Here is a 23,885-nt window from a genome sequence, read left to right as displayed (position 1 = left end):
AAATCGACACTTAACAATTTGCGAATACAAATAAAAAAAGGTTGCTTAGCAACCTCTTTTCATTATGGCATCTATGTTCAGAACTGAATAGTAAAAACTATTAACACTTACAATATCAATACATAGTTACAAAGGAGTATCGATAAGTAAGCTTATTACTTGTCCTGTCCCTTGAGAAATAGCAGAAGATCGCCCTTCCCAATCGCCTTCAATGGTTTGTACATTGTTATCGTAAGATAAGCGAGCGGTAATATAAAAATCACCTTGCTGAGAAAGCTTTAAACCTTCCATCATGCTATCACTGTCTGACAAATTCACCGTTAATGGAAAACGTGGATGTGCGACTTTTTTGGCTGCTAAGGGCATTGGCGGCCCGTTCACAGACTTAGCGAACACAAACAAGAAACTTGAGCCAGGCACTTCAAGCCCGTCTTTTACGTCTACCGTAATGCTGTAGCTAGGGCCACTCGCGGGGTTGTTTGCAACCACTGTGTCCTCAACAGGAGCTGGCTCAATAGCTGGCGCCTGCTGCTGAGCAATTTGCCCTTCAGCAAATTCAATGCTTTGTTGCAGCATTTGATAGCGCTCAGAATCAGCATCCACCAAACTTAGCATTTGTTGCCAGCGGTCAATAGCCAACTGAAACTGTTGTTGCTCCAATGCCATAAAGGCATATAAAGACCAAAGCTCTAATTGACTTGAATCTTGCTGCAGGGCTAATACTAACAGTCGCTCAGCTCGAGCTTGTTCACTGGGTTCACCACTGTAGAATAAGGATTGAGCATATACAGCTATAATATTGGCGCTGCTTGAATCGCGCATATAAGCTTGCTCTGCCGCATCAGTCATAATGTCTAAACGATTTAGCGCTTGGCCAACTTTAGCCAATAAAAACCAGCCACGAGTATCGCTAGGATCTTGATGCAGCTTGGTTCGGAGTCCCAAGGCAAAGTCACTTAAGTCTTGTTCACTTACCTCACCACCTTGGCCAAGCAGCACTTTATTACTCAGTTCTGGCATTTTTTGTACAATAGCCTGCCAATCTTGAACCTTCTCAGCACTGCCTAATTTGAGATACATGCCAATGGAAATAGCCACTACAAAAACCACACCAGGTAGAGCCACCCAAGGTGAAATAGAGCTATGTTTGGTATTGGTTTCTTCGGGAATATCATCCAGCAAATTATGCTGAAGTTCGCTCACTAACACTGAGCTGTCTTCCGCTAAGCCTTGCGCATTTTCTTGTTCAATCTCAATTAATCTATCTTTGTAGAGAGTTTTATTTAACTCAGTTTGAGTCACTGAGCGACTGTCTCGTTGTCGCCATAACGGCCATACAACAACAGCCACGGCTAACGCGGTTAAAACGGCAGCAGCCAACCAAAATACTGTCATTATTTATCTTGCTCCGTTTGTTTAATTAGCTGTTCAAGGCGTTCTTGTTCGGCTAAATCTAGCGCAGATTTTGCGTCTTTTCGTCTTCTAGCTAGTCGCCATACAGTAAATCCACCAATCAATATAATCAGTATTGGCGCAACCCACAGAGTGAGTACTGCTGGCGTTAAAGGGGGATCGTAGCGCACGAAGTTGCCGTAGCGAGCCACCATGTAATCCAATACTTCTTGCTTATCACTGCCCGATTTAACCATTTGATAGGTTTTCTCACGTAAGTCTTGAGCAAGTCCAGCGTTTGAGTCTGAGATGTTGTTGTTTTGACATTTAGGGCAACGCAACTCACGCGTTAGCTCTCTAAACAGTTCTTCTTGCTCCGGGCTATCGAATTCGTGAGCTGAAATGGCTGCGTTCGCCATAATAGGCAAGCTAAGCAATAACACCGTTAAAAAGCTTTGTAGTGTTTTCATCATGATTAATCCAAACCAGCAAATATTGGCGCAAGTTCCGCTTGCCAATTACGCGCGTTTACATCACCCACATGGCGATAACGAATCACACCTTGGCTATCTATGAAATAGGTTTCTGGCGCACCATACACACCCAAATCTAATGCCAGCAGGCCTTTGCCATCGTACAAGTTAACTTGATAAGGATTACCGAGTTGCTCCAGCCACTTTATCGCTTTAATGCGATCGTCTTTGTAATTCAAACCGACAATCTTCACGCCCTGCTCAGCCAAGGAGTTAAGAAAAGTGTGCTCGGCTCGACAGGTTGGACACCAGGTAGCCCAAACGTTTAGCAGCAAGGGTTCACCCTTAAAAATCGCAGCGTCGTGTTGCTTATCTTGCTGATAAATATCTTGTAAAGTGAATTGCGGAACGGGCTTGCCAATTAATACTGATTCAAGTTCAGTAGCATCACTGTACAAACCACGATATAAAAACACAGCCATGAACAGAAAGGCCATAAGAGGCAGTAGATAATAGAAAATGCGTTTATTCATTTATCCTTCCTCTGCCAAATGAGTGCTTTTACTACCACTGGCACTTTTAACAGATGGCTTACCACTTAACTGTTCTTGTTTCACTTTAAAGCGATAACGTTTATCTGACATGGCAAATATACCGCCGATAGCCATTATAATTGAACCTAGCCAAATCCAACGAATAAAGGGTTTGTAATACAGTCGCACTGCCCAAGCTCCGCCGGGAAGCTGTTCACCCAAGGCTGCGTATAAATCACGCCATAGGCCTGCATCAATGGCGGCTTCTGTCATCATGTTTCGTTGCACTCGATAGAAGCGTTTCTCTGCACGCAAGGTGGTTGCTAAGTGCTCGTCTTTATATACGTCTATCACCCCAACATGGCCTTCATAGTTTGGACCAACTAAAGGTTCAACCTGTTTGAAGTGGAAAGAGTAAGCCGCAAAGGTAACCGAATCACCCGGCTCTAAACGCAAGTCGCGCTCAATACTGTAATGGCTGGTTAATGCCACGCCAATCACGGTAACCGCCAAACCTAAGTGGCCAAGCACCATTGCCCAATGAGAACGACTAAGTACTTTCAAACCTTTGGTGAAGCTGTGGCGATGAGTCGCCCGCAAATATACTTCTAGGGCTGTACAGCTAATCACCCAAAATGATAAAGCTAGTGCCATATAAGCCAAGGCATAAAACTTCGGTGCAAGTATTGCCAATAATGCTGCCGGCACAATCAAACTAAATGCTGCGAGTGCCAGCAACCAGCCCTTAAGAGGGCGAATATCTTGGCGTTTCCAACGCAGCAGCGGTCCAATACCTAAGGCAATAGCAAAAGGTACAATCATCCAACTAAACATCCGGTTAAAGAAGGCTTCGCCAATAGAGATACTGCCAAGGCCGATTTCTTTGTGAATAAGCGGCAGTAAAGTACCCAGTAATACCACTACTAGTGCCGCCACTAACAAGATGTTATTAATTAACAAAAAGGTCTCGCGAGAAAACAGGCTATAGGTCCCGCGACTTTTCACCTGAGAACCTCGAATAGCAAACAACAATAAAGAGCCGCCAATTACCACTAACAAGAAGCCTAGAATAAACAAGCCTCGAGCGGGGTCGCTGGCGAAGGCATGTACCGAGACCAATACGCCTGAGCGCACTAAAAAAGTACCTAACAAACTTAAGGAAAATGCAGATATAGCCAGCAGCACAGTCCAGGATTTAAACACCCCGCGTTTTTCGGTTACTGCTAATGAATGCAATAAAGCTGTGCCCACTAACCAAGGCATAAATGAAGCATTTTCAACTGGATCCCAGAACCACCAACCGCCCCAACCTAGTTCGTAGTAGGCCCACCAGCTTCCTAATGAGATACCTAAGGTAAGGAAAATCCAGGCTGCCATTGTCCAAGGGCGCGACCAGCGTGCCCAAGTGGAATCTAAACGTCCGGCCATTAATGCAGCGATAGCAAAAGCAAAAGCCACCGAGAAGCCAACATAACCCATGTACAACAGTGGTGGATGGAAAATCAAACCAACGTCTTGCAACAAAGGATTTAAATCTTGTCCATCTACCGGGAAAAACGGCAAGGTTCTATCAAAAGGATTTGAAGTAAGCAAAATGAACAGGTAGAAGCCTACGCATATCATACCCATTACAGCCACAACACGAGCAACGGCGTCGAGTGGTAAACCACGGCTGAACATTGCTACCGCCGCGCCCCAGCCCGACAAGATCATCGCCCATAATAACAATGAGCCCTCATGAGCCCCCCACACCGCCGATAAGCGGTAATGAACTGGCAACTGGCTATTAGAGTTATTGGCTACATAGGCCACTGAAAAATCGTTAATAGCAAATGAGTAGCTCAGCACCACAAAAGACAATGTGACAAAGGCAAACTGTGCCAGCGCCAAAGGCCGAGCAAGCTTCATTAAAGAAACACTATTTTTGCTAGCGCCCCATAGCGGGTACACACTTTGTAAAATAGCTAACGCACAAGAAAGAATTAGTGCGTAATGTCCAAGTTCCGGGATCATAATTACCGTCTCTAGTGTCCAGAGCCTTTAAGCTGGGCTTCTGTATATTCTGGTTTAAAGTGTTCCATACCTTCTAGTGCTTCCGCCACTTCCTGTGGCATGTATTCTTCATCGTGTTTAGCTAATACTTCAAAAGCGTTTACTGTTGTTGCATTGGCCAGCTCGCCTTGCGCTACAATGCCCTGCCCTTCTCGAAACAGATCGGGCAGAATACCTTCGTAGTTAATGGTCACAATACCACCACCGGCGTCGCTCAGCTTAAAACTTACCTGCAAACTGGTTTGCGAACGCTCAACCGTGCCCGGTAATACTAAGCCACCAATTCTTAAGCGTTGGCCTACTTCCGGTTTAATCTCATCCTTGCCTTTACCGTTTACCAGTTCAGTAGGCGTGTAAAATAAGTCGATATTCTGTTGTAACGCAAACAGCAACAAGCCGATTGAAGCCCCCAAACCAAGTACAATTGCCAGAACAATCGTTAAGCGTTTTTTACGTCTTGGGTTCATAAGCGTTCAGTTACCTCTTTTGCTGCTTCAACTCGTTGTTGTCGCGCAGATTGTCGCGCAACAGATTTAAAAATGGCATTTCGTTTAACAATACTGTCGATCACTATGGCAACCATGGCTAAAGCACTTACGCCAAACGCCAGCCATACATAGAAACCATAACCACCCATAGCAAAGAAATCTGCGATTGATTCAAACTGCATCGTTCTACCCCTTTGCTTTTATGTGGCGTTGAATAAGTTGCTGTACCCATGGTCTACGTTGCTCACGGCGCAACAGTTCAGTTCTAAAGCGAACCAAGCTCACTGCGCCAAGGAAAAAACCAAAGGCAAGAATATTGAGCAGTAAAGGCCACAGCATTCGAGAATCGATAGACGGTTTATCAAATTTGGTAATGGTGGCACCCTGATGCAACGTATTCCACCACTCCACCGAGTAATGAATAATCGGCAAATTAATTACGCCAACAATGCTGAGAATACCAGCGGCGCGGCCAGCCATAGTCTTATCGGAAAACGCATTATACAGGGCAATAACACCCAAATATAAAAACAGTAGAATCAACTCAGACGTAAGGCGCGCGTCCCAGACCCACCAGGCTCCCCACATCGGTTTGCCCCAAGCTGCACCAGTAAATAAGGCAACAAAAGTAAATACAGCACCAACTGGCGCAACCGCTGCCACATACATATCAGCCTGTTTAATTTGCCAAACTAAGCCGATAAAAGCCGCAATGGCCATTGATGAGTATGCGCCCATCGACATAATTGCCGAAGGCACATGAATGTAAATGATCCTAAAACTGTCGCCTTGTTGGTAATCGGCAGGCGCAAACAAAAGGCCCCACACTAAGCCTACAGAAAAACACACAATGGCAAAAACACTAAACCAAGGTACAAATTTTCCCGCTAGGGTGTAGCTTGCCTCAGGTTTTGCGTATGGATGTAACCATTTCCACATAATGGTATTTACTCTCTCAGTCTTTTTTTAGTTAATGCTTACTTTTAGCGCAGCAGCCGTAGCAAAAGGAGCCAATGTGAGTGCAAGCAAGCTTATGGCGCCCATGATCGCTAAATGCCCGGCATAGGGCAAGCTTAATGACGCTGCTTCAATCGCAGATGTCGCAAAAATCAACACTGGAATATACAGGGGTAAAACTAGCAAGCTAAGTAAAACGCCCCCTTTGCGTAATCCAACAGTTAAGGCCACGCCTACAGAGCCAATCAAACTCAATACTGGAGTACCGAGTACTAAGGTGTAAAAGGTCGCCTGAAAACTCTGCCATTCTAAAGACAACAACACCGCCAACAAAGGCGACAACAATAAAATAGGCAAGCCCGTTATCAGCCAATGAGCCACTATTTTGGCTAGCGAAATTAAGGGTAAAGATGACCCGCTCATTAACATCTGCTCTAAAGAGCCATCAGCAAAATCATCTCTAAATAAACGCTCCAGAGACAATAACGAAGATAACAGTGCTGCGACCCATAAAATGCCAGGCGCTATTTTAGCTAATAACAATGGCTCTGGGCCTACTGCTATCGGGAACAAGGTAATAACGATAAGAATAAACCAAAGCGGGTTGAGTACATCTGACTTTTGCCGAAAAGCGGCCAAAAGCTCACGCTTAACAACAGTAGTAAACGCGCGCATTACAGCGTTTCCTCAAAGGCCGGCTTAATCTCTAAAACTCGATAATCAGAGGTGGGAATATTTAACTCTTGATGAGTCGTTAACAATACCATTCCTCCTTTTTTAGCATGAGACAAAATCACTTGTTCCAAGTACGCAACGCCTTGCTTGTCTATCGCGGTAAATGGTTCATCTAGGATCCACAACTTACGGGCGACTAACCATAATCTTGCTAGGGCTACTCGGCGCTGTTGTCCTGCAGAAAGGTGAGCAACAGCTTCTTCTTCTAAGCCTGCTAAACCAACACGGGTTAACAATGCATACAGCTGCTCCTGCTCCATGCTTTCTCCGGCCAAGCCTAAGTAAAAACGTAAGTTTTCTACTGCACTAAGCTCAGCCTTTACGCCTGCGTGATGGCCTAGATAAAGACACTGTTGATGATACTGCTCAGCAACTTGAGAAATCGCCTCACCTTGCCACAAAATCTCACCGTTTTCAGGACGAGATAAACCGGAGATTAATCGTAATAAACTGGTTTTACCGGCACCATTTGGTCCAGCAACTTGTAAAATTTCACCAGGCGATAAAGTAAAAGACAAGTTGTCGAACAATACTCGCTCTTCGCGCACACAACACAGTCCATTAACCTTTAACATTCAACTATTTTCTTGCCAGATATATTGGCTAGAATGTTAACACAGCTTGGCCTAAAAACTAGCTTGAGTATAGGGTTTAACGCCATGTTTACAGCGCTTTGCAATACAAGTAACAAAAATATGACCGACTTATCGAGTGCTACATTTGAGTTGAGCGCTAACACATTTTTTGCGATTTATTTAAGTAGACAGTAAAGCCACTAAAGCGAGAGTCGAAAGTAAACGAGGGAAAGATAAGGATATAAAATTGGCTAAATGCAGGTTAACTCAAGAAACAATATTTTAGCTGGTTATCCAAAACAATCTTTAGCGATAACCAGCTTAACTCACTTGTCCTTTCATTTTATTGCGTAGGCTTAGCAGCAACTCTGCTTCGGCTTTTGGCAGCTCACACTCGCGCATTACCTCATCTAAATCTGCGCCTAGTTCAACCAGCTTTACCGCTCGAGTATACAGCTTGCTGTCCGGGTCTTGAGATTGAATCTGCGAAGTGCGAAGGAAAGCTTGCTCTACTTGCTCACTTTGACGCTCTAACTCACCCACTAAAGAAGCATTGGCTTGATGAATTTCTTGTAGTTGTTTTTCAACCACGCGGTGTGACTGAAGAAGGTTTTTAGTGACCACCTCTAAGCTTTGCATCTTTTGCTCGTTAGCTTTCACTTGTTGTTGCGCCTTGTTGCTGAACCAAATAGCACCAACAAGGCAAACAACGGTTGCCACTAAGGCAATCAGGTTAATCCAATCCATTTATAGTGAGCTTACTTCGTCCCACTCTTCATCAGAAAGTAGTTTGTTTAGGTCGACTAAGATGAGTAATTGTCCATCACGGTTACTCACACCTTGGATAAACTTAGCACTTTCTTCCGTACCCACATTTGGCGCAATATCAATCTCTGACGAACGCAAGTAAACCACTTCGGCAACACTATCTACCAAGATGCCAATCACTTGAGATTCCGCTTCAATAATAACAATTCTTGAATTCTCAGTGATATCTGAAGAAGGCAAACCAAAACGTGAACGGGTATCAATAACTGTAACCACGTTACCGCGCAAGTTAATAATACCGAGTACATAGTTTGGCGCACCAGGTACTGGGGCAATTTCGGTATAACGCAATACTTCTTGTACCTGCATTACGTTGATGCCATAGGTTTCACTTTCTAGCTGAAAAGTCACCCATTGTAATACTTCATCTTCGGCAATATTTTCTGCGATGTTACGCTGCTCGCTCATCTGCGTGTCCTTTTTAGTATTCGTGAGTCCTATCGGATCTCGCAACTCATATTATTCAGTATATATCATATGTTATAAAACTAAATGGCAGATTTTCCTACCTTTTCAAACTGAGAAGCCTATCAGGCTCTCAGATTTTTAATGTCCTTCGATATCTACGCCATCTGCCAGCATTTGTTGCAACTCTTCTACATGCAACAAAGCACACATTTTTTGTTTTACCATTCCAGCTAACCAAGGCCTTTGACCAGGCGTAGAACGCCATTTAACGTCATCTCGGTTTAGGCGCTCCGTTCCAAACAGCTTTTCACAGCTTAAGCCCCAGGCACTTTCGCCCAACATCACTAAGTATTTATACTCTGGTTCAAAGGGCTGATTTGGCATCACCCATTTAGCAGTATCAACCACACTTAGCTTTTCTTCACGCTCTATCATGATGCCGGAAAACCACGGTGGCTTACCAAACAGAGGGCTCACTTCGGAAATTCTATGAATGCCTCCAAGTTGAGTGAGAGGCACACCAAAAGTAACCCCTGCCACTTCAAAAAATAGCACCTGGAAGTCGTTATCCGTGTCAATATTTTGCCACTGTGCGGCAGTTGACTCTTCTTGCAGAGCAAGGGACGTTTCGGTTTCAACCGCAATGTCTTGCTCTTCTACCTGCTGCTCTAATTCTTCAACCGTTTCTTCAACTTCAAGCTCAGGCGCTTGTTCAGGCAACTCTTTGATCGGCAGCAGTACCGGCTGCGCTTCTGCGACGGCAGCAACGCGCTGCTCTGCTTCTGCAAATAGCTCAGCTAAGGGTTTGGCTTGGGGCTCTAAAGCTTGGTCTTCATTTGATTTAGCTTCAGGTTCTGATTTAAGTTCAGGAACCTTTTCTGGCTCTGGAGGAGTTTCACTCAACAATGAGTCGAAATAATCACCAAGAGCCTGCTCCATTAACTTGTCGCTGTTCATAATAGCCCCTGCTCATCGGTCATTTGCAGTAGGTGCGCTAATAGTGTTTGGTAAGCAAAAACACCACGACAGTTCTTAATATGATAAGAAGGCGGTGTGTGACGAAGACTGGCGTCACGGAACTTGGTATCGATGGGAATAACTGAATTCCAAATATTTTTAGGGTAAGTTTCTTGCAGCTCTTTAAGCGCCGCCAATGACGCTCTGGTACGTTTATCATACATTGTTGGCACAACGGTATAGCGTAAAGGTCCAGGGCAAGAACGCTGCATAATAGCTAAGGTTTTCACCATACGTTCCAAACCTTTAATGGCTAAAAACTCTGTTTGCACAGGCACTAACACTCTGTCACTGGCAGCTAAAGCGTTCACCATCATTACCCCCAACACAGGCGGGCAATCAATAAGCACATGGTCGTATTTACCTTCAACGCGAGACAAAATGCGCTTGAGTATTAGGCCCATTCCTTCTCGCTGCCCCAGCACTTTATCTAGAGTGGCTAAAGCCATACTGGCTGGGATCAGGTCTAAGTTATCAAATGCCGTGGCCTGAATACTATGAGTGACCATTGCATCATCAATTTGGCTGTTTTGATAAAGCTCGTATAGGGTGCCTTGCACACTATCAACGTCAAAACCCAAATAGCTAGTTAACGAAGCATGCGGATCGGTATCTAACAACAGTACACGTTTACCCTGTTGCGCCAACAAACCGGCAAGCGAAATTACCGTAGTGGTTTTACCTACGCCACCTTTTTGATTGGCTACTGTCCAAACTTTCACTATTCTTCCTGCCTTGTTGTAAAACGTACCCCACCGCCTTCTAAGGGTACAGCTAACATGGTTTCACTGTCTGGTTGTTTCGTAGGTTCGGCTTCTACTTTAACCGGCGTTTCAGAGCTTACTTCCACTTTTGCTTGCCATAAAGTTTTCGCTAAGGCGATGACTACTCGGCGGTTTTTCCGATTGCTCACTTTAGTTTCATCGGGTGAAAACTCAGCATAAGCTTCTAATGCCATTCTAGCAGGCGCTACGCCCCTAGCTTGCAACTCTCTTAAGACACGGGTTGCTCGCGCCGCAGATAACTCCCAATTGCTAGGATAGAGTTCACTATCAATGCTGTTTTCATCAGTGTAACCACGAACTCGAATATAGTTATCAATTCGACTTAGCTTTTCCGCTAGTACATCGATAACCTGAGCAGCTGGTTTGAGCAAATAGGCACTGCCACTAGCAAAAAACAATCGGCTATCGAGTTCTATTGTGAGCCATTGTTCATCATAACTTATTACTATATCGTCAGTTTTTAGAAAATCTTTAAACTCTGTTGCCAATTGTTCCGCCAGCTGAATAAAGCCTTCATCGTCGGCATTGCTTGGATAATCGCTAGGCATTGGAGTAATTTCGACACGTTTAAAGACTTCCCCATCTAATATAGATTGCCCGCCGGATAAAATGCCCGCCTCTGAAGAGCCTTCTGACTCAACGGCAATCATAGCTTGGCTTGAGGCTTTATCGGTTTCAAAAAGTGAAATAGCATGTTGCAAACGGGTTTGCAGCTCGGGATAGTCATTTTCATTGGCAATTGCCATAGCGTACAAAACAACAAACAAAGCAAACATTAGCGTCATATAATCAGCATAAGACACCAACCAGCGTTCAGTACTTGCGTTACGCTTTGCCTGCGTGGCGTAGCGATGACGCATATTAGTGAAGTTCCGCACTAAAACTATGTAAGCGCCGCTGCACTTCCATGCTACTCGCACCCTCAGCAATAGAGACTAAACCGGCTAGCGTCATCTCTTGGTATATTGCTCGCTCTCCTGCTAAAGCACGAAGCTTATTGGCAATGGGCAAAAACACAAAGTTGGCAAAGCCCACCCCATAAATAGTGGCAACAAATGCCACCGCAATTCCCTGGCCTAATTGCTCAGGACTCGTTAAAAAGTCCATGGCTTGAATTAGCCCCAACACTGCGCCGAGGATACCAACGGTTGGGCAATAACCTCCCATGGCTTCAAATACACCAGCTTGCTTCTCTAAACGGTTTTGCTCTAGATCGATAATGTCTTCTAATGACTGTTTTAACTGCGCGGTCTCGGCCCCATCTATCAACATCTCTAAGCCCAATACACTAAAGGCATCGGCTTGTTGTCGATGTTTTTCTAATACTAGGTAACCATCTTTACGAACAGTGTGGGACCAACTCAGAATTAGTTGGCTTTGCTTCTTAACATCAAGCTGTTGATTTTGCCAAACTCGCGGAACGGATTTTATCGCTTGGACAAATTGAGAAGCGGGAGTTTGCAGCATAACAGCGCCTACCGTACCACCTAAAACGATGATAAAGGCGTGCAAATTAACCAGATCTGAAAAACTACCACCCGCTAAAGAATGACCTAAACCAACAGCAGAGAAGGCGATAAACACGCCAGCAATGCTAAGTTTATCCATTCCCTATTTCCGCTACAATCGCTTCACAAAAGCGATCAAGAGGGAGTTGCTCAGACGCTAAACCTGCACTAGCTACCGCTTGAGGCATACCGTACACCACACAACTAGCTTCATCTTGCGCCCAAATAGTAGAACCTTGCTCTTTCAGCAAACGGGCACCGTCTCTGCCATCTGCGCCCATACCCGTTAGGATCATCGCCAATACATTAGATTGGTGACTCTTTGCTAAGGAAGCAAAGGTAATATCAACACAAGGCTTATAGTTTACTTTGTCGTTCCCATCGATAACACGCAAACGACCATAAGTGCCACGACCTTCAACTAGCATTTGCTTACCACCTGGCGCTAAATACGCGCAGCCAGGGCGTAATTCATCGCCATCCTCTGCCTGTTTCACATTAATTCTCGACAAACTATTTAGTCGCTGAGCAAAGGCAGCTGTGAACGTAGCAGGCATGTGTTGTATCAATAAAATAGGTTTCGAAAAACCTGCCGGTATTTGGGTAAGAATGGTTTGTAGTGCAACCGGGCCGCCAGTTGAGGTGCCAATAGCCACAAGTTTATAGCGCTTACCTGAGGGCTTGAAACGCGCACTAACGCGCTCTTTTGGCTGAGGAGCTGGTGCACTTGCTGACGATTTTACTGCCGGCCTTGCCGCTGGATTAGGTCTAGCTGGCGCACTTTCTGCCGGAGGGCTAACAGTTCTGCGGGCGCTAACACGGCGACGAGCAATCGCTTTTACACGTTGCTGAAGCAGGCTAACAGCTTCTTCTCTATCTCGAGCAATATCTTCAAACTTTTTAGGGATAAAATCTAGGGCACCAGCTTCTAGGGCATCCAGGGTGGCCTTGGCACCTTCATGAGTTAGCGATGAGAACATAAGAACCGGGGTTGGATTCTTCGCCATTATTTCGCGAACCGCAGTAATACCGTCCATTATCGGCATTTCGATATCCATAGTCACTACATCGGGTTTTAGACGAGCGACCATGTCGATGGCTTCACGGCCATTTTTTGCGGTATCGACCACTTCTAAAGAAGGGTCTGCGTTGATGATCTCGCTTACCCGGCGTCGGAAAAAGCTCGAATCATCAACTACAAGTACTTTTATTGCCATGTTAGATTCTTCTTAAAGGCTATGCTTACATCTTACGAGCGTAGCGTTTCAACAGGCTTGGGATATCAAGAATTAAAGCAATACGGCCATCACTAGTGATTGTCGCACCAGCCATACCTGGAGTACCTTGCAATAATTGGTCTAAGGCTTTGATCACCACTTCTTCTTGGCCAATCAGATTATCAACCACAAAACCGACTTGTTGCGGGCCAATTTGTACGATAACCACGTGGCCTTGAGAACTACGTTCTCCAGATTGACCATTTCTAATCAACCAGTCTTGTAAGTAAAACAGCGGAATAGCCTTGTCACGTACAATCACGGTTTCTTGACCATCAACGACGTTCGTTTTGGTAAGGTCAAGATGGAAGATTTCATTCACGCTAGTCAGTGGTAAAGCAAAAGTTTGCTTGCCTACATCAACCATTAGAGTTGGCAGAATAGCCAAAGTAAGCGGTACTTTAATCTGTAGTGTAGTGCCTTGCCCCAATTGTGAGTCTATATCAACTGAACCATTTAGCTGGGTAATGCTGGTTTTAACCACGTCCATGCCCACACCTCGACCAGAGATATCTGAAATCTCCGTCTTGGTAGAGAAACCAGGTGCGAAAATAAGGCTATAAGCATCTTTATCTGGCATGCGAGCAGCAGCATCAGCATCAAGTACACCGCGTTCAATCGCGATAGATTTAAGCTTATCGGCATTCATACCGGCGCCATCATCTTCGATTTTAAGTAAGATGTGATCGCCCTCTTGCGAGGCAGATAAACGGATAACACCAGTGCGAGGTTTACCTGAAGCCACTCGGTCGTCTGGCATTTCAATACCGTGGTCAACTGAGTTTCGAACTAAGTGAACCAATGGATCAGCGAGAGCTTCAACTAGGTTTTTATCTAAATCTGTATCTTCACCCACCAACTCAAGGTTGATGTCTTTCTTCAAGCTTCGTGCTAAATCTCGAACCACTCGAGGGAAACGACCAAACACTTTTTTGATTGGCTGCATGCGGGTTTTCATTACCGCACCTTGCAGATCCGCCGTCACCACATCCAAGTTAGCGGTGGCTTTAGACATATCTTCATCGTTGCTATTAAGGCCCAAGCTCACTAAGCGGTTTCGCACCAATACCAGCTCACCAACCATATTCATAATATCGTCTAGCGTACGAGTATCTACGCGGACCGTGGTTTCGCCTTGTGGCACAGCTTGCTTAGCTGGCGCTTTTGCTGGCTCTTGTTTGGCAGGAGCAGCCTTAGCAGCAGGCTTGGCCGGAGCTGCTGGTTTAGCAGGCGCTTTAGGGCTAGCTTCAATTTTAGCGGCTGGTTTAGGTGTTGCTTTAGCTGCTGGCGCAGCTGGAGCGGCTTTCGCGTCTGGGGCTTTACCAGCACCATGTAATTGGTCTAGCAGTTTCTCGAACTCGTCATCGCCAATTTCATCACCATTTGAGCTAGGTTTCGCGGCTGGGGCGACGGGCGCTGCCGGTTTACTAGCACTTGGAGCTTTTGAACCATGAAGTTCATCCAACAGCTTTTCAAATTCATCATCAGAAATATCACCATCGCTGGCAGCTTTCGCTACGGGAGCGGCTGGCGCGGGTTTAGGCGCAGCGGCAGGAGCTGGAGCTCCTGAGCCATGCAACTCATCGAGCAAACGCTCAAATTCGTCATCGCTTATTTCGTCAATATTGCCTGCGTCAGCACTCGGCGCAGCTGCTACCGGCTCTGGCTCTGGCTCTGGCTCTGGCTCTGGCTCTGGCTCTGGCTCTGCAGCCACTTCGTCGGCAGACTCTGGGCGAGACAATTGGTGTAAGCTTTCAATTAATTCAGGAGAGGCTGGAGTTAGAGGCTCACGAGCTTGAACTTGAGCGAACATATCATTTACTGAATCTAGCGCTTCAAGAATCACATCCATCAGCTCAGGGGAAACACTTCTTCCACCATTTCGCAGGGTGTCGAAAATGTTCTCTGCACCATGACAAACATCAACCAACTCGGTTAATGACAAAAAGCCCGCCCCACCTTTAACAGTGTGGAAGCCACGGAATATGGCATTTAACAAGTCACTGTCATCTGGGCGTTTTTCTAAATCAACCAGCTGTTCAGACAGCTGCTCAAGGATCTCCGCCGCTTCTACGAGAAAGTCTTGTAAGATGTCTTCATCTACATCAAACGACATGCGCTACTCCCTTAAAATCCTAAACTAGACAACAAGTCATCAACGTCATCTTGATCGTTAACAACGTCATCCCTTTGCTCTTTATTTAATATTGGCCCTTCGGCTTCAATAGCAGATTTAGTCTCTTTTTTACTTTCTGCTACTTCGGCGTTTTCATTTCCAAACAAGGTAAGCATTTCTACCAGACTTTCTTCTACCTCTTGAACCAAGGTAATTACCTTTCGAATCATCTGACCGGTTAAATCTTGGAAATCTTGAGCCATCAATATTTCGGTTAACATGCTACGTAGTTTATCGGCATTTGCTGAAGAACTATTAAGGAAAATATCGATTTGGTGACATAGCGCCTTAAATTGACCGATTTCAATTCTTCGTTCCATCAAACTTTGCCATATGGGCATGATATTGTTGATTTCGTTAGTTAATTGATCGGCAATCGGAAGGCCAGACTCTACAGCGTCCATGGTTTTATTGGCCGCTTGATCGGTCATCTCTATTACATAGTTCAACCGTTCTTTAGCGTCTGGTATTTCTTGATTAGCTAACTCGTTAATTCGAATATCGAGTTTAAATTCGTTTAAAGAGTCATGAAGCTGACGAGTGAGCTGCCCAACCTTATCAAATAGCAGGTTAGCTTTTGGAGCACAAAGCTCACTAACAAGTTGATTCGCCTCGGCGACATTTCCTTCTTCAAGTAGCGCAACCAAAGATTTGGCATCGGCTAATGAAATAATCGGAGTCTCTGTGCTCACGCATCTTCCTTTCTTATTGTAGTCTTTCGAAAATCTTATCTAGCTTCTCTTTTAGCGTGGCTGCAGTGAAAGGTTTAACAATATATCCATTTACGCCGGCTTGAGCAGCTTCGATGATCTGTTCACGTTTTGCTTCGGCAGTTACCATTAAAACAGGTAAGTGAGACAAACTTTCGTCGGCACGAATATTCTTCAATAGGTCAATGCCTTCCATTCCTGGCATGTTCCAATCGGTTACTACAAATTCGAAATCGCCGCCTTTAAGCATAGGCAATGCGGTGTTTCCGTCATCGGCTTCATGCGTATTGTTGAAACCAAGATCTCTAAGTAGGTTTTTAATAATCCTTCTCATCGTTGAAAAATCATCAACAACCAGAATTTTCATATTTTTATCCAAGGTACGTCCCCCAACAGGATGTTTTACAAGCCACTAATTAGGCCAAAAATTTATGTAATATAGATATTATGCCTTAATAAACACAATTTTAGTCCATCTTTTACAAGAAATGTAAGGATGAATTTCTCTATTGTGTCCAATCTCGCATTCGAGTTTTAACTCGAGCAAGCGCTTGACTATGAATTTGACTGACTCGGGACTCGCTTACGCTCAATACTTCGCCAATCTCTTTTAGGTTAAGTTCTTCATCATAATAGAGGGATAAAACCAGTGCCTCTCTCTCAGGAAGGCCTTTAATACACTCGGCAAGAGATTGTTGAAAGCGCTGATTAGCAAAACCTTCAAACGGTCGATTTAGCTCTCGGCTTTCCTCACTTGAAATGACATCTTCACTCACGCCTAGATCGTCGATACCTAAAATGCGTCCGCAATTTACATCAGACAGCATTGAATGGTATTCACTCAAGCTAACCCCAAGTTTAGCTGCAACCTCAGCATCTTTTGCATCGCCATTTTTTTCTTTCTCAACTGCGGCGATTGCATCACTGATTGCACGGCTGTTTTTGTGCACCGAGCGCGGAACCCAATCGCCGCGACGAATTTCGTCCAGCATAGAGCCACGAATACGAATACCAGCGTAGGTTTCGAAGCTAGCCCCTTTAGAGCCATCAAAATTCCGCGCGGCTTCGATTAAACCAATCATTCCTGATTGAATTAGGTCATCAACAATTACGCTAGCCGGAAGCCTAGCCATTAGGTGATGGGCTATCCGTTTAACCAAGTTTGCATGGCGCTCCACCAAAACATTAGTGTCATTAGCGCTGGCATAAGCGGCAACTTTATTCACTAAGCTGTTCTCTATTTTTACGTTGTCCAAACTCGAGAAGGTTCTCGATGAAAAATTCTAAATGCCCACCTGCTTGTTCAGGAATAGGCCAAGTAGAAGCTTTACTTGCTAATGAGCGAAACGCTAAAGAAGCAGGAGACTTAGGATAGGCCTCTACCACTACTCGCTGCTTTCTCACGGCTAACCGCACATTATTGTCATAAGGAATACAAGATACTAGTTCGAGTGTAGCATCCAAGAAGCGATCGGTAACTCGGGTAAGCTTAGCAAACAATTCTTGGCCTTCGCGTAAGCTGCGCACCATGTTTGCGACTACTTTAAATTTATATACACCATGCTGATTGGAAAGCAGCTTTATTAGCGCGTAAGCATCGGTAATAGAAGTAGGCTCATCACAAACCACTACCAGAATGTCTTGAGAGGCTTTGGCAAAGCTTAGCACCATGTCTGAGATACCCGCTGCGGTATCAACTAGCAACACATCAATAGGTGTTTTCATGCTGCTAAAAGCACGAATAAGCCCCGCGTGTTCGGCAGGACTGAGCTCCACCATTGATTGAGTGCCAGAAGTCGCCGGTGCAATTAGAATCCCATTGGGCCCTTTGACTAATACTTCATCTAAGGTGCATTCACCCGACAAAACATGAGAGAGGTTTTTGGTTACACGTAAACCAAGCAGCACGTCTACGTTTGCTAGGCCTAAGTCGGCATCCAGCACCATTACGCGCTTACCTTGTGCAGCCATGGCTATGCCCATATTAAGAGTAACGTTAGTTTTGCCTACGCCCCCTTTGCCGCCAGTTACTGCGATGACTTTCACATTGTTTTTTTGTTGCATCATTCTTAAGCCGCTAGCTTGGTCAAATTCATTGTCTTTAGAATACATCTGAAACCTTTTGTTGTTCGGTTTCACTAAACCAGAAATGTTGCTGGCTTTGCTTATCGATAACCGATAATGCTTGTTCAATTAGTTGGGTAGGCGCAGCTACCGCAATATCTTCAGGCACTTGTTGGCCGTGAGTAACGTAACTTATTGGTAAGGCATGGCGCAAGGTTACATTTAACACTTCGCCTAATGCCAAGCTTTCATCTAATTTGGTAAGTATGGTACCAGCTAAAGGAATTCGCTGAAATTGGTTCACAGTTTCTTCAATCACCCGACACTGCGCATTGGCCGACATCACCAAATAATTACGAATATTCACTCGGCTGTTTTTTACTAACTTATCTAACTGCTCGTGTAAGCGCAGATCTCGTTGGCTCATACCGGCGGTATCAATAAGCACTAATTTTTTGTCTTTAAACTGATAAAGCAACTGTGAAAGCTCTTCTTCATCGTTGGCGACGCGAACTGCACAGCCCATGATTTTGCCGTAAGTGGCAAGTTGTTCATGAGCGCCAATACGGTAGGTATCGGTAGTAATCATCGCCACACTTTCGGCACCATGGCGCATCGCAAACTGCGCCGCCAATTTAGCGATGGTGGTAGTTTTGCCTACGCCCGTTGGGCCAAGCAAGGCAATTGCCCCACCCTTTAATAAAATTTCGTCCTGGCCAACTGGCAGTTGATTCACTAATAGCTCACGTAAGTGCTGCCAACCTTCTTGCACACCTAATTCTTCAGGAATATATCCGGCAATTTGGTCTGCCATATCTTCATCAAAACCAACTAGCTGCAACTGTTTAATTAGCATCGCTCGTACCGGCTCTTGGCGTTCTACTTCCTGCCACATTAACCCGGAAACTTGATGCTCAAGTAATTTGCGCATCGCTGCCATTTCTTTTTTAAGCTCGCCAACTTCGTTACCAGCGTTGGCAGAAGCAGGGTTAGCTGCTTGGCCGCCCATAGACGCATTGCTTGGTTTACTGGATAGAGAGCCTTGCTGCGCCCACCCTTGTTGTTGAGCTAAAGAGCGCGGAGCTTGAACAGTGCGAGGTCGCTGCTGTTGCTGTTTTTGCTGAGACTGTTGCAAATTTTCTTGCTGACGCTTTTGATGGCGATGCATAAAATTAGTTAGGTTATCTTTCAAACTGGCATTTTCGTCAAAATCATGACTGGGATGCGGTTTTGTTGGCGCTTTTTTAGTTGCACCAGCATTCATAGACGACAAATTGACGCTGTCTTCAGCCAATTCTCTATCGCTTTTAGGCGCAGCTTGTTTAGCACTGGAAGGTTCGACCGCAGCAACAATTTCTATGCCGCCGGTCACCTTTTTGTTGGACATGATAACCGCATCGCTGCCTAGTGTTTCCTTCACTTCGGCTAGTGCTGTTCGCATATCTTTTGCAAAAAAGCGTTTCATTTTCACTGTTCACCTTCCTTTTGCTAATCCGCTGAGGCTACTGCCCTACTGAACTCACAATTCGTATTTGTTTATCTTCTGGCACTTCTTGGTAAGACAGAACCCTTAATGCAGGCATTGCTGTTTTAACAAATCGAGACATGCTTGAACGCAATATGCCCGAGGTTAATAAGATAGCGGGTTGGCCAGCCATTTCTTGGTTTTGACATGCCTCCGTTAACGATACTTGGAGTTTCTCTGCCAAACCTGGCTCCATACCTGCGCCATCGTTTCCTGCCGCTTGCATAGACTGATGCAATATCTGCTCCAAGTCTGGAGACAAGGTAATTACCGGTAGTTCTGCTTCGCTGCCAATCAACTCTTGAACGATCAAACGTTTTAAAGAAATACGACAAGCGGCGGTAAGAATATCGGGGTCTTGGCTCTTAGGCCCATATTCAACCAAGGTTTGAACAATACTGCGTACATCACGAATAGGCACGCCTTCATTGAGTAGATTTTGCAGTACCTTAACCACTGTAGACAGGGTCATTGTATCTGGTACTAAGCCTTCAACCAGTTTCGGTAGATTACCGCCTAGCATATCCAATAGGTTTTGAACTTCTTCGTGACCCAGTAGGCTTGAGGCATTATTAGTAAGAAGCTGACTTAAGTGGGTAGCAACAACCGTGGCGGAATCAACAACCGTATAGCCGAGGGTTTGCGCATGCTCGCGCTGCTCGGTAGCCACCCAAGCGGCTTCTAAACCAAAGGCTGGATCGGTAGTTGGTTGGCCTTCAATTTTACCAAATACCTGACCTGGGTTAATCGCCATTTCGCGGTCGTGGAACACTTCCGACTCACCGTAAGTCACGCCCATTAAGGTTATCCGATACTGGTTAGGCCCTAAGTCTAGGTTGTCTCGAATATGCACCGCAGGCACTAAGAAACCTAAATCTTGAGATAGCTTCTTGCGCACGCCTTTAATACGCGCCAATAATTCGCCGCCTTGAGATTTATCGACCAGCGGAATTAAGCGATAGCCAACTTCAAGCCCAATCACATCAACTGGTTGAACATCATCCCAACCTAATTCTTTTGGCTCGCTACTTACACTAGAACTACTAGTCGCAGGTTGTAATGCGGTGTCGGCGGCTTTTTTAGCATCCCCTTTATGTCGCATCCACGCTGCACCTAAACATACCGCAGCACAGCTCAAAAAGGCTAAATGCGGCATGCCTGGAACGATGCCCATAATGAACAGAATCGATCCACAAATAATCATCACTCGTGGATCTTTGAACATTTGCATGCTCACTTGCTCGCCCATATCCGCTTCGGTATTTTGGCGAGTCACCACCAAGGCTGCAGCAATAGACAATAGTAAAGACGGTATCTGCGCAACCAAGCCATCACCAATAGTTAATAAGGTGTATACCTCTGCGGCTTGAGCGAAGCTTAGGTCATGCTGCGCTACACCAATAATGAATCCACCCAAGATATTGATAAATAGAATCAAAATACCGGCGATGGCATCACCTTTTACGAACTTACTGGCACCGTCCATTGAACCGTAAAAGTCAGCTTCATTGGTTACGTCGGCGCGGCGCTCCCGGGCTTGTTCTTGGTCGATAATGCCTGCATTTAAATCTGCATCAATCGCCATTTGCTTACCTGGCATAGCATCCAAGGTAAAGCGGGCACTTACTTCAGCAATACGGCCAGCACCCTTTGTTACCACAACAAAGTTGATAATCATCAAAATCAGGAATACCACTAAGCCTACTGCATAGTTACCGCCAATAACCACCGAACCAAACGCTTCAATCACGTTACCGGCAGCATTTCCACCATTATGTCCCTCTAACAAAACAACTCGAGTAGAAGCAACATTCAAGGCTAAGCGTAATAAGGTAGCAATTAGCAACACGGTAGGAAATACCGCGAAATCCAGCGGGCGCTTGGTATAAACAGCAACCAACAACACCACCAAAGCAAGCGAGATATTGAAAGCAAACAGAATATCCAATAGCCACGCGGCCATTGGCAATACCACCATGCCTAAAGTGGCTAGCACTACCATAGGTGTGCCAAAGCCCTTTATAACGTTGACATCAACTTTTTTTAGATCTTGAAGCTTAAAGCTGGTGAGGCGATTGATGATTTCCATAAATGACGAAATACTGACTTCCTAACAACTGATGAAACAAGAAAAGCAATAACTGAGCCAATCACAAGAAACGCACTAATGAAGTGCTGAAACTGAGTTTAATATCTCAGTTCATCTGGAATAGGAAGATCATCAACAACTGGTTTAGGACGCTTGCCTTTTCCTTTGCGGTATTGCTCAAGCTGGAAAACAAAGGCAAGTACTTGCGCCACTGCAACGTACAAACCCTCTGGAATATCGTGGCCAAGCTTAGTGGTGTGATATAAGGAACGAGTTAATGCAGGAGCTTGCATTACGGGAACTTCGTAGTGACGCGCAATTTCGCGAATTTTCATGGCGACTTCATCTACCCCTTTAGCCACTACTTTTGGCGCCCCACTGCCGTTACTGTCGTATTTTAGCGCGACAGAAAAGTGTGTCGGGTTGGTAACTACAACGTCAGCCTGCGGCACGTCGGCCATCATCCTGCGGGCTGCCATTTCCATTTGTAAACGTCGAATACGCCCTTTAACTTCTGGGCTACCCTCCATGTTTTTGTGCTCGTCTTTTACTTCCTGTTTAGACATTTTAAGCTGTTTGTTGTGATTCCAAATTTGATAAGGCACATCAATAATCACAATAATAATTAAGCTACAAACTAAGGCTAACAACATCCATTGCAGCATATCCAAAGCATTAACAATGGAGCCCGGAATAGACTGCATGCTCAACGTTAGAATCTCAGCAAACTTCCATTGGAGTACAAACCACACTACCCCAGCAATAACCACCACTTTGGCAATGCTTTTAATAAACTCAACAAAAGCTTGAAGGCCTAGCATCCGCTTGAAGCCTTGAATGGGTGACATTTTACTGGCCTTTGGTCTTGCAGCCTCCCAACTAAACGGCATACCCCCTAATAAGGTATTGCCAATAAGCGCAGCTAAAGTAATAAACCCCATTATCCAAATAAGTGGTTTAAACAATAGCCACCCCATAATGCCTAAATTTTTTAGCATGAAATTTACGTCATATACTTCTTCTCGACTCATTACAAACGCCGTTTGGAAAACCTTAACCATCGATTCAGCCAGCATTCCGCCAAATGCCATGATGGCTAAGGCTGCACTTATCAGCACTGCAGCGGTGCCTAACTCTTTAGAACGGGCTACTTGCCCTTTATTACGGGCGTCTTCGAGTTTTTTCCCCGTGGGGTCTTCGGTTTTTTCTTGATCGTCGTCTGCCATAGTAAATAGGCCCTTGGTTTAACAACCAATTAGCAGCATGTCACATGCCAAGCTGCGGCCAACCTCCCATTGACGTTCAAAGTGTGCCAAAAATCCACCAATGGTGAGCCAAAGAATGAATAAACCAAATAGCATGCTTACTGCAAAACCAATACTAAAAATATTCAGCTGTGGTGCTGCTCGCGTCATAATACCGAAAGAAAAGTTTACCAGTAACATTGCAACTACAGAGGATATAGATAGCGCTAGCGCTGCCAAAAATAGTTGCGAATACCAACCCGCTAACAATTGATAATCTAAACTGCTTAAGCCGCTCATCCCCACTGGAATAGTTTCAAAGCTCATGGCAATTAAGGTAATTAACTGTAGATGACCGTCGATGGCCAGGAACAATAAGGTTGCTAAGAGTAAATAAAATTGACCAACAACCGGAGTACTTTGCCCGTTATTTGGATCGACCATAGACGCGAAACCTAAGCTGGTTTGCATCGCAATAATTTGTCCGCCGACCACAAAGGTTTGCATCAACAGTTGAGAAATAAACCCAATGGCAGCGCCAATTAGTACCTGCTGTAAAATAACGATAATGGCTTGGAAAGAGAAAACTTCTATTCCAGTTACTTCCGGCAAAACAGGCACTAATGCAAAAGTGATGGCTAAGGCTAGTAACAATCTCACTCGCGTTGGAACTGATTTACCACCAAAACTCGCCAACACCATTAGCATGGCCGCAACTCGGGTTAAAGCCCATAAATATTGGCCAATCCAAGCTATAACCACATTGGCGGGGAACTCCATTAGCCAACAACCTGAGGAATCATGTCCACCATAGTAAAAAACAGTTCCATTAGTTTCCCGGTAAACCAATGGCCGGCTACGATTAAAGAAGCAAGAGTAACCAATAGGCGGGGCAAAAAGCTTAAGGTTTGTTCGTTAATTGAAGTAGCGGCCTGAAAGATAGCGACCACTAGGCCTATCAATAAACTAGGAATAATTGCAGCCGACACCAATAGCATAACTTGGCCTAAGGCAAGGCGGAATACATCAACAAAGACTTCCGGTTCCAT

26 protein-coding genes are annotated in these 23,885 nt (G+C 45.0%); all 26 read right to left on the bottom strand.

The window, feature by feature from the left end:
• Positions 1-126: 126 nt before the first annotated feature.
• The 26 genes from ccmI to G6R11_RS03690 all read right to left on the bottom strand — a co-directional run bounded on the left by ccmI (position 127) and on the right by G6R11_RS03690 (position 23,885).
• The gene (ccmI, locus tag G6R11_RS03815; RefSeq protein ID WP_163131606.1) at positions 127-1,395 is read right to left on the bottom strand and encodes a c-type cytochrome biogenesis protein CcmI; all 1,269 of its coding nucleotides are present in this window, start codon (positions 1,393-1,395) and stop codon (positions 127-129) included.
• Positions 1,395-1,865, bottom strand: a complete 471-nt coding sequence (locus G6R11_RS03810) for a cytochrome c-type biogenesis protein (protein WP_163131604.1) — start codon at positions 1,863-1,865, stop codon at positions 1,395-1,397. The genes ccmI and G6R11_RS03810 overlap by 1 nt, the downstream gene beginning before the upstream one ends.
• A 2-nt stretch (positions 1,866-1,867) precedes the next feature.
• Complete coding sequence (locus G6R11_RS03805; RefSeq protein WP_163131602.1) at positions 1,868-2,398, bottom strand: DsbE family thiol:disulfide interchange protein; 531 nt, start codon at positions 2,396-2,398, stop codon at positions 1,868-1,870.
• Positions 2,399-4,411, bottom strand: a complete 2,013-nt coding sequence (locus G6R11_RS03800) for a heme lyase CcmF/NrfE family subunit (RefSeq protein ID WP_163131600.1) — start codon at positions 4,409-4,411, stop codon at positions 2,399-2,401.
• A gap of 11 nt (positions 4,412-4,422) precedes the next feature.
• Positions 4,423-4,917 carry a cytochrome c maturation protein CcmE gene (ccmE, locus tag G6R11_RS03795; protein WP_163131598.1) on the bottom strand — a complete coding sequence of 165 codons (495 nt, stop codon included), beginning with the start codon at positions 4,915-4,917 and terminating at the stop codon, positions 4,423-4,425.
• Complete coding sequence (ccmD, locus tag G6R11_RS03790) at positions 4,914-5,120, bottom strand: heme exporter protein CcmD (protein WP_163131596.1); 207 nt, start codon at positions 5,118-5,120, stop codon at positions 4,914-4,916. Before ccmD ends, ccmE begins: the two co-directional genes overlap by 4 nt.
• A gap of 4 nt (positions 5,121-5,124) precedes the next feature.
• On the bottom strand, positions 5,125-5,877 hold the full coding sequence (locus G6R11_RS03785; protein ID WP_163131594.1) for a heme ABC transporter permease: 753 nt from the start codon (positions 5,875-5,877) through the stop codon (positions 5,125-5,127).
• A 27-nt stretch (positions 5,878-5,904) separates the two neighbouring features.
• The gene (gene ccmB / locus G6R11_RS03780; protein ID WP_163131593.1) at positions 5,905-6,570 is read right to left on the bottom strand and encodes a heme exporter protein CcmB; all 666 of its coding nucleotides are present in this window, start codon (positions 6,568-6,570) and stop codon (positions 5,905-5,907) included.
• A complete protein-coding gene (gene ccmA, locus G6R11_RS03775; RefSeq protein WP_163131592.1) occupies positions 6,570-7,205 on the bottom strand; it encodes a cytochrome c biogenesis heme-transporting ATPase CcmA in 636 nt (211 codons plus the stop codon). The genes ccmB and ccmA overlap by 1 nt, the downstream gene beginning before the upstream one ends.
• A gap of 321 nt (positions 7,206-7,526) precedes the next feature.
• Complete coding sequence (locus tag G6R11_RS03770; RefSeq protein ID WP_205472568.1) at positions 7,527-7,952, bottom strand: DUF2802 domain-containing protein; 426 nt, start codon at positions 7,950-7,952, stop codon at positions 7,527-7,529.
• Positions 7,953-8,441 carry a chemotaxis protein CheW gene (locus tag G6R11_RS03765; RefSeq protein WP_016401689.1) on the bottom strand — a complete coding sequence of 163 codons (489 nt, stop codon included), beginning with the start codon at positions 8,439-8,441 and terminating at the stop codon, positions 7,953-7,955.
• Positions 8,442-8,579: 138 nt separating this feature from the next.
• On the bottom strand, positions 8,580-9,398 hold the full coding sequence (locus G6R11_RS03760) for a chemotaxis protein CheW (protein WP_163131590.1): 819 nt from the start codon (positions 9,396-9,398) through the stop codon (positions 8,580-8,582).
• Complete coding sequence (locus G6R11_RS03755) at positions 9,395-10,180, bottom strand: ParA family protein (protein ID WP_163131588.1); 786 nt, start codon at positions 10,178-10,180, stop codon at positions 9,395-9,397. Before G6R11_RS03755 ends, G6R11_RS03760 begins: the two co-directional genes overlap by 4 nt.
• Positions 10,180-11,103 (bottom strand): flagellar motor protein MotB, encoded by a 924-nt coding sequence (locus tag G6R11_RS03750; RefSeq protein WP_163131586.1) that lies wholly within the window; start codon positions 11,101-11,103, stop codon positions 10,180-10,182. The genes G6R11_RS03755 and G6R11_RS03750 overlap by 1 nt, the downstream gene beginning before the upstream one ends.
• Position 11,104: 1 nt before the next feature.
• Complete coding sequence (locus G6R11_RS03745; protein WP_163131584.1) at positions 11,105-11,851, bottom strand: flagellar motor protein; 747 nt, start codon at positions 11,849-11,851, stop codon at positions 11,105-11,107.
• On the bottom strand, positions 11,844-12,968 hold the full coding sequence (locus G6R11_RS03740) for a chemotaxis response regulator protein-glutamate methylesterase (protein WP_163131582.1): 1,125 nt from the start codon (positions 12,966-12,968) through the stop codon (positions 11,844-11,846). Before G6R11_RS03740 ends, G6R11_RS03745 begins: the two co-directional genes overlap by 8 nt.
• Before the next feature lie 25 nt (positions 12,969-12,993).
• Complete coding sequence (locus tag G6R11_RS03735) at positions 12,994-15,144, bottom strand: chemotaxis protein CheA (protein ID WP_163131580.1); 2,151 nt, start codon at positions 15,142-15,144, stop codon at positions 12,994-12,996.
• Positions 15,145-15,155: 11 nt separating this feature from the next.
• A complete protein-coding gene (locus tag G6R11_RS03730) occupies positions 15,156-15,896 on the bottom strand; it encodes a protein phosphatase CheZ (RefSeq protein WP_163131578.1) in 741 nt (246 codons plus the stop codon).
• A gap of 13 nt (positions 15,897-15,909) precedes the next feature.
• Complete coding sequence (gene cheY / locus G6R11_RS03725; protein WP_084681816.1) at positions 15,910-16,293, bottom strand: chemotaxis response regulator CheY; 384 nt, start codon at positions 16,291-16,293, stop codon at positions 15,910-15,912.
• 127 nt (positions 16,294-16,420) lie between these two features.
• Positions 16,421-17,140 (bottom strand): RNA polymerase sigma factor FliA, encoded by a 720-nt coding sequence (locus G6R11_RS03720; RefSeq protein WP_163131576.1) that lies wholly within the window; start codon positions 17,138-17,140, stop codon positions 16,421-16,423.
• Positions 17,133-18,026, bottom strand: a complete 894-nt coding sequence (locus tag G6R11_RS03715; RefSeq protein WP_016401699.1) for a MinD/ParA family protein — start codon at positions 18,024-18,026, stop codon at positions 17,133-17,135. Before G6R11_RS03715 ends, G6R11_RS03720 begins: the two co-directional genes overlap by 8 nt.
• The gene (gene flhF / locus G6R11_RS03710) at positions 18,016-19,443 is read right to left on the bottom strand and encodes a flagellar biosynthesis protein FlhF (protein WP_240352393.1); all 1,428 of its coding nucleotides are present in this window, start codon (positions 19,441-19,443) and stop codon (positions 18,016-18,018) included. The genes G6R11_RS03715 and flhF overlap by 11 nt, the downstream gene beginning before the upstream one ends.
• Before the next feature lie 37 nt (positions 19,444-19,480).
• The gene (gene flhA, locus G6R11_RS03705; RefSeq protein ID WP_205472566.1) at positions 19,481-21,592 is read right to left on the bottom strand and encodes a flagellar biosynthesis protein FlhA; all 2,112 of its coding nucleotides are present in this window, start codon (positions 21,590-21,592) and stop codon (positions 19,481-19,483) included.
• 98 nt (positions 21,593-21,690) lie between these two features.
• On the bottom strand, positions 21,691-22,818 hold the full coding sequence (gene flhB / locus G6R11_RS03700) for a flagellar biosynthesis protein FlhB (RefSeq protein WP_163131572.1): 1,128 nt from the start codon (positions 22,816-22,818) through the stop codon (positions 21,691-21,693).
• An 18-nt stretch (positions 22,819-22,836) separates the two neighbouring features.
• Entirely contained in the window at positions 22,837-23,616 is a 780-nt protein-coding gene (gene fliR, locus G6R11_RS03695) for a flagellar biosynthetic protein FliR (RefSeq protein WP_163131570.1), read from the bottom strand.
• The gene (locus tag G6R11_RS03690; protein ID WP_163131568.1) at positions 23,616-23,885 is read right to left on the bottom strand and encodes a flagellar biosynthetic protein FliQ; all 270 of its coding nucleotides are present in this window, start codon (positions 23,883-23,885) and stop codon (positions 23,616-23,618) included. The genes fliR and G6R11_RS03690 overlap by 1 nt, the downstream gene beginning before the upstream one ends.

This window comes from Agarivorans sp. Alg241-V36 (genome assembly GCF_900537085.1).
Taxonomy (GTDB): Bacteria; Pseudomonadota; Gammaproteobacteria; order Enterobacterales; family Celerinatantimonadaceae; genus Agarivorans.
Note: the sequence above shows the minus strand (reverse complement) of the source record. Positions and strands in the feature narration are given on the sequence as shown.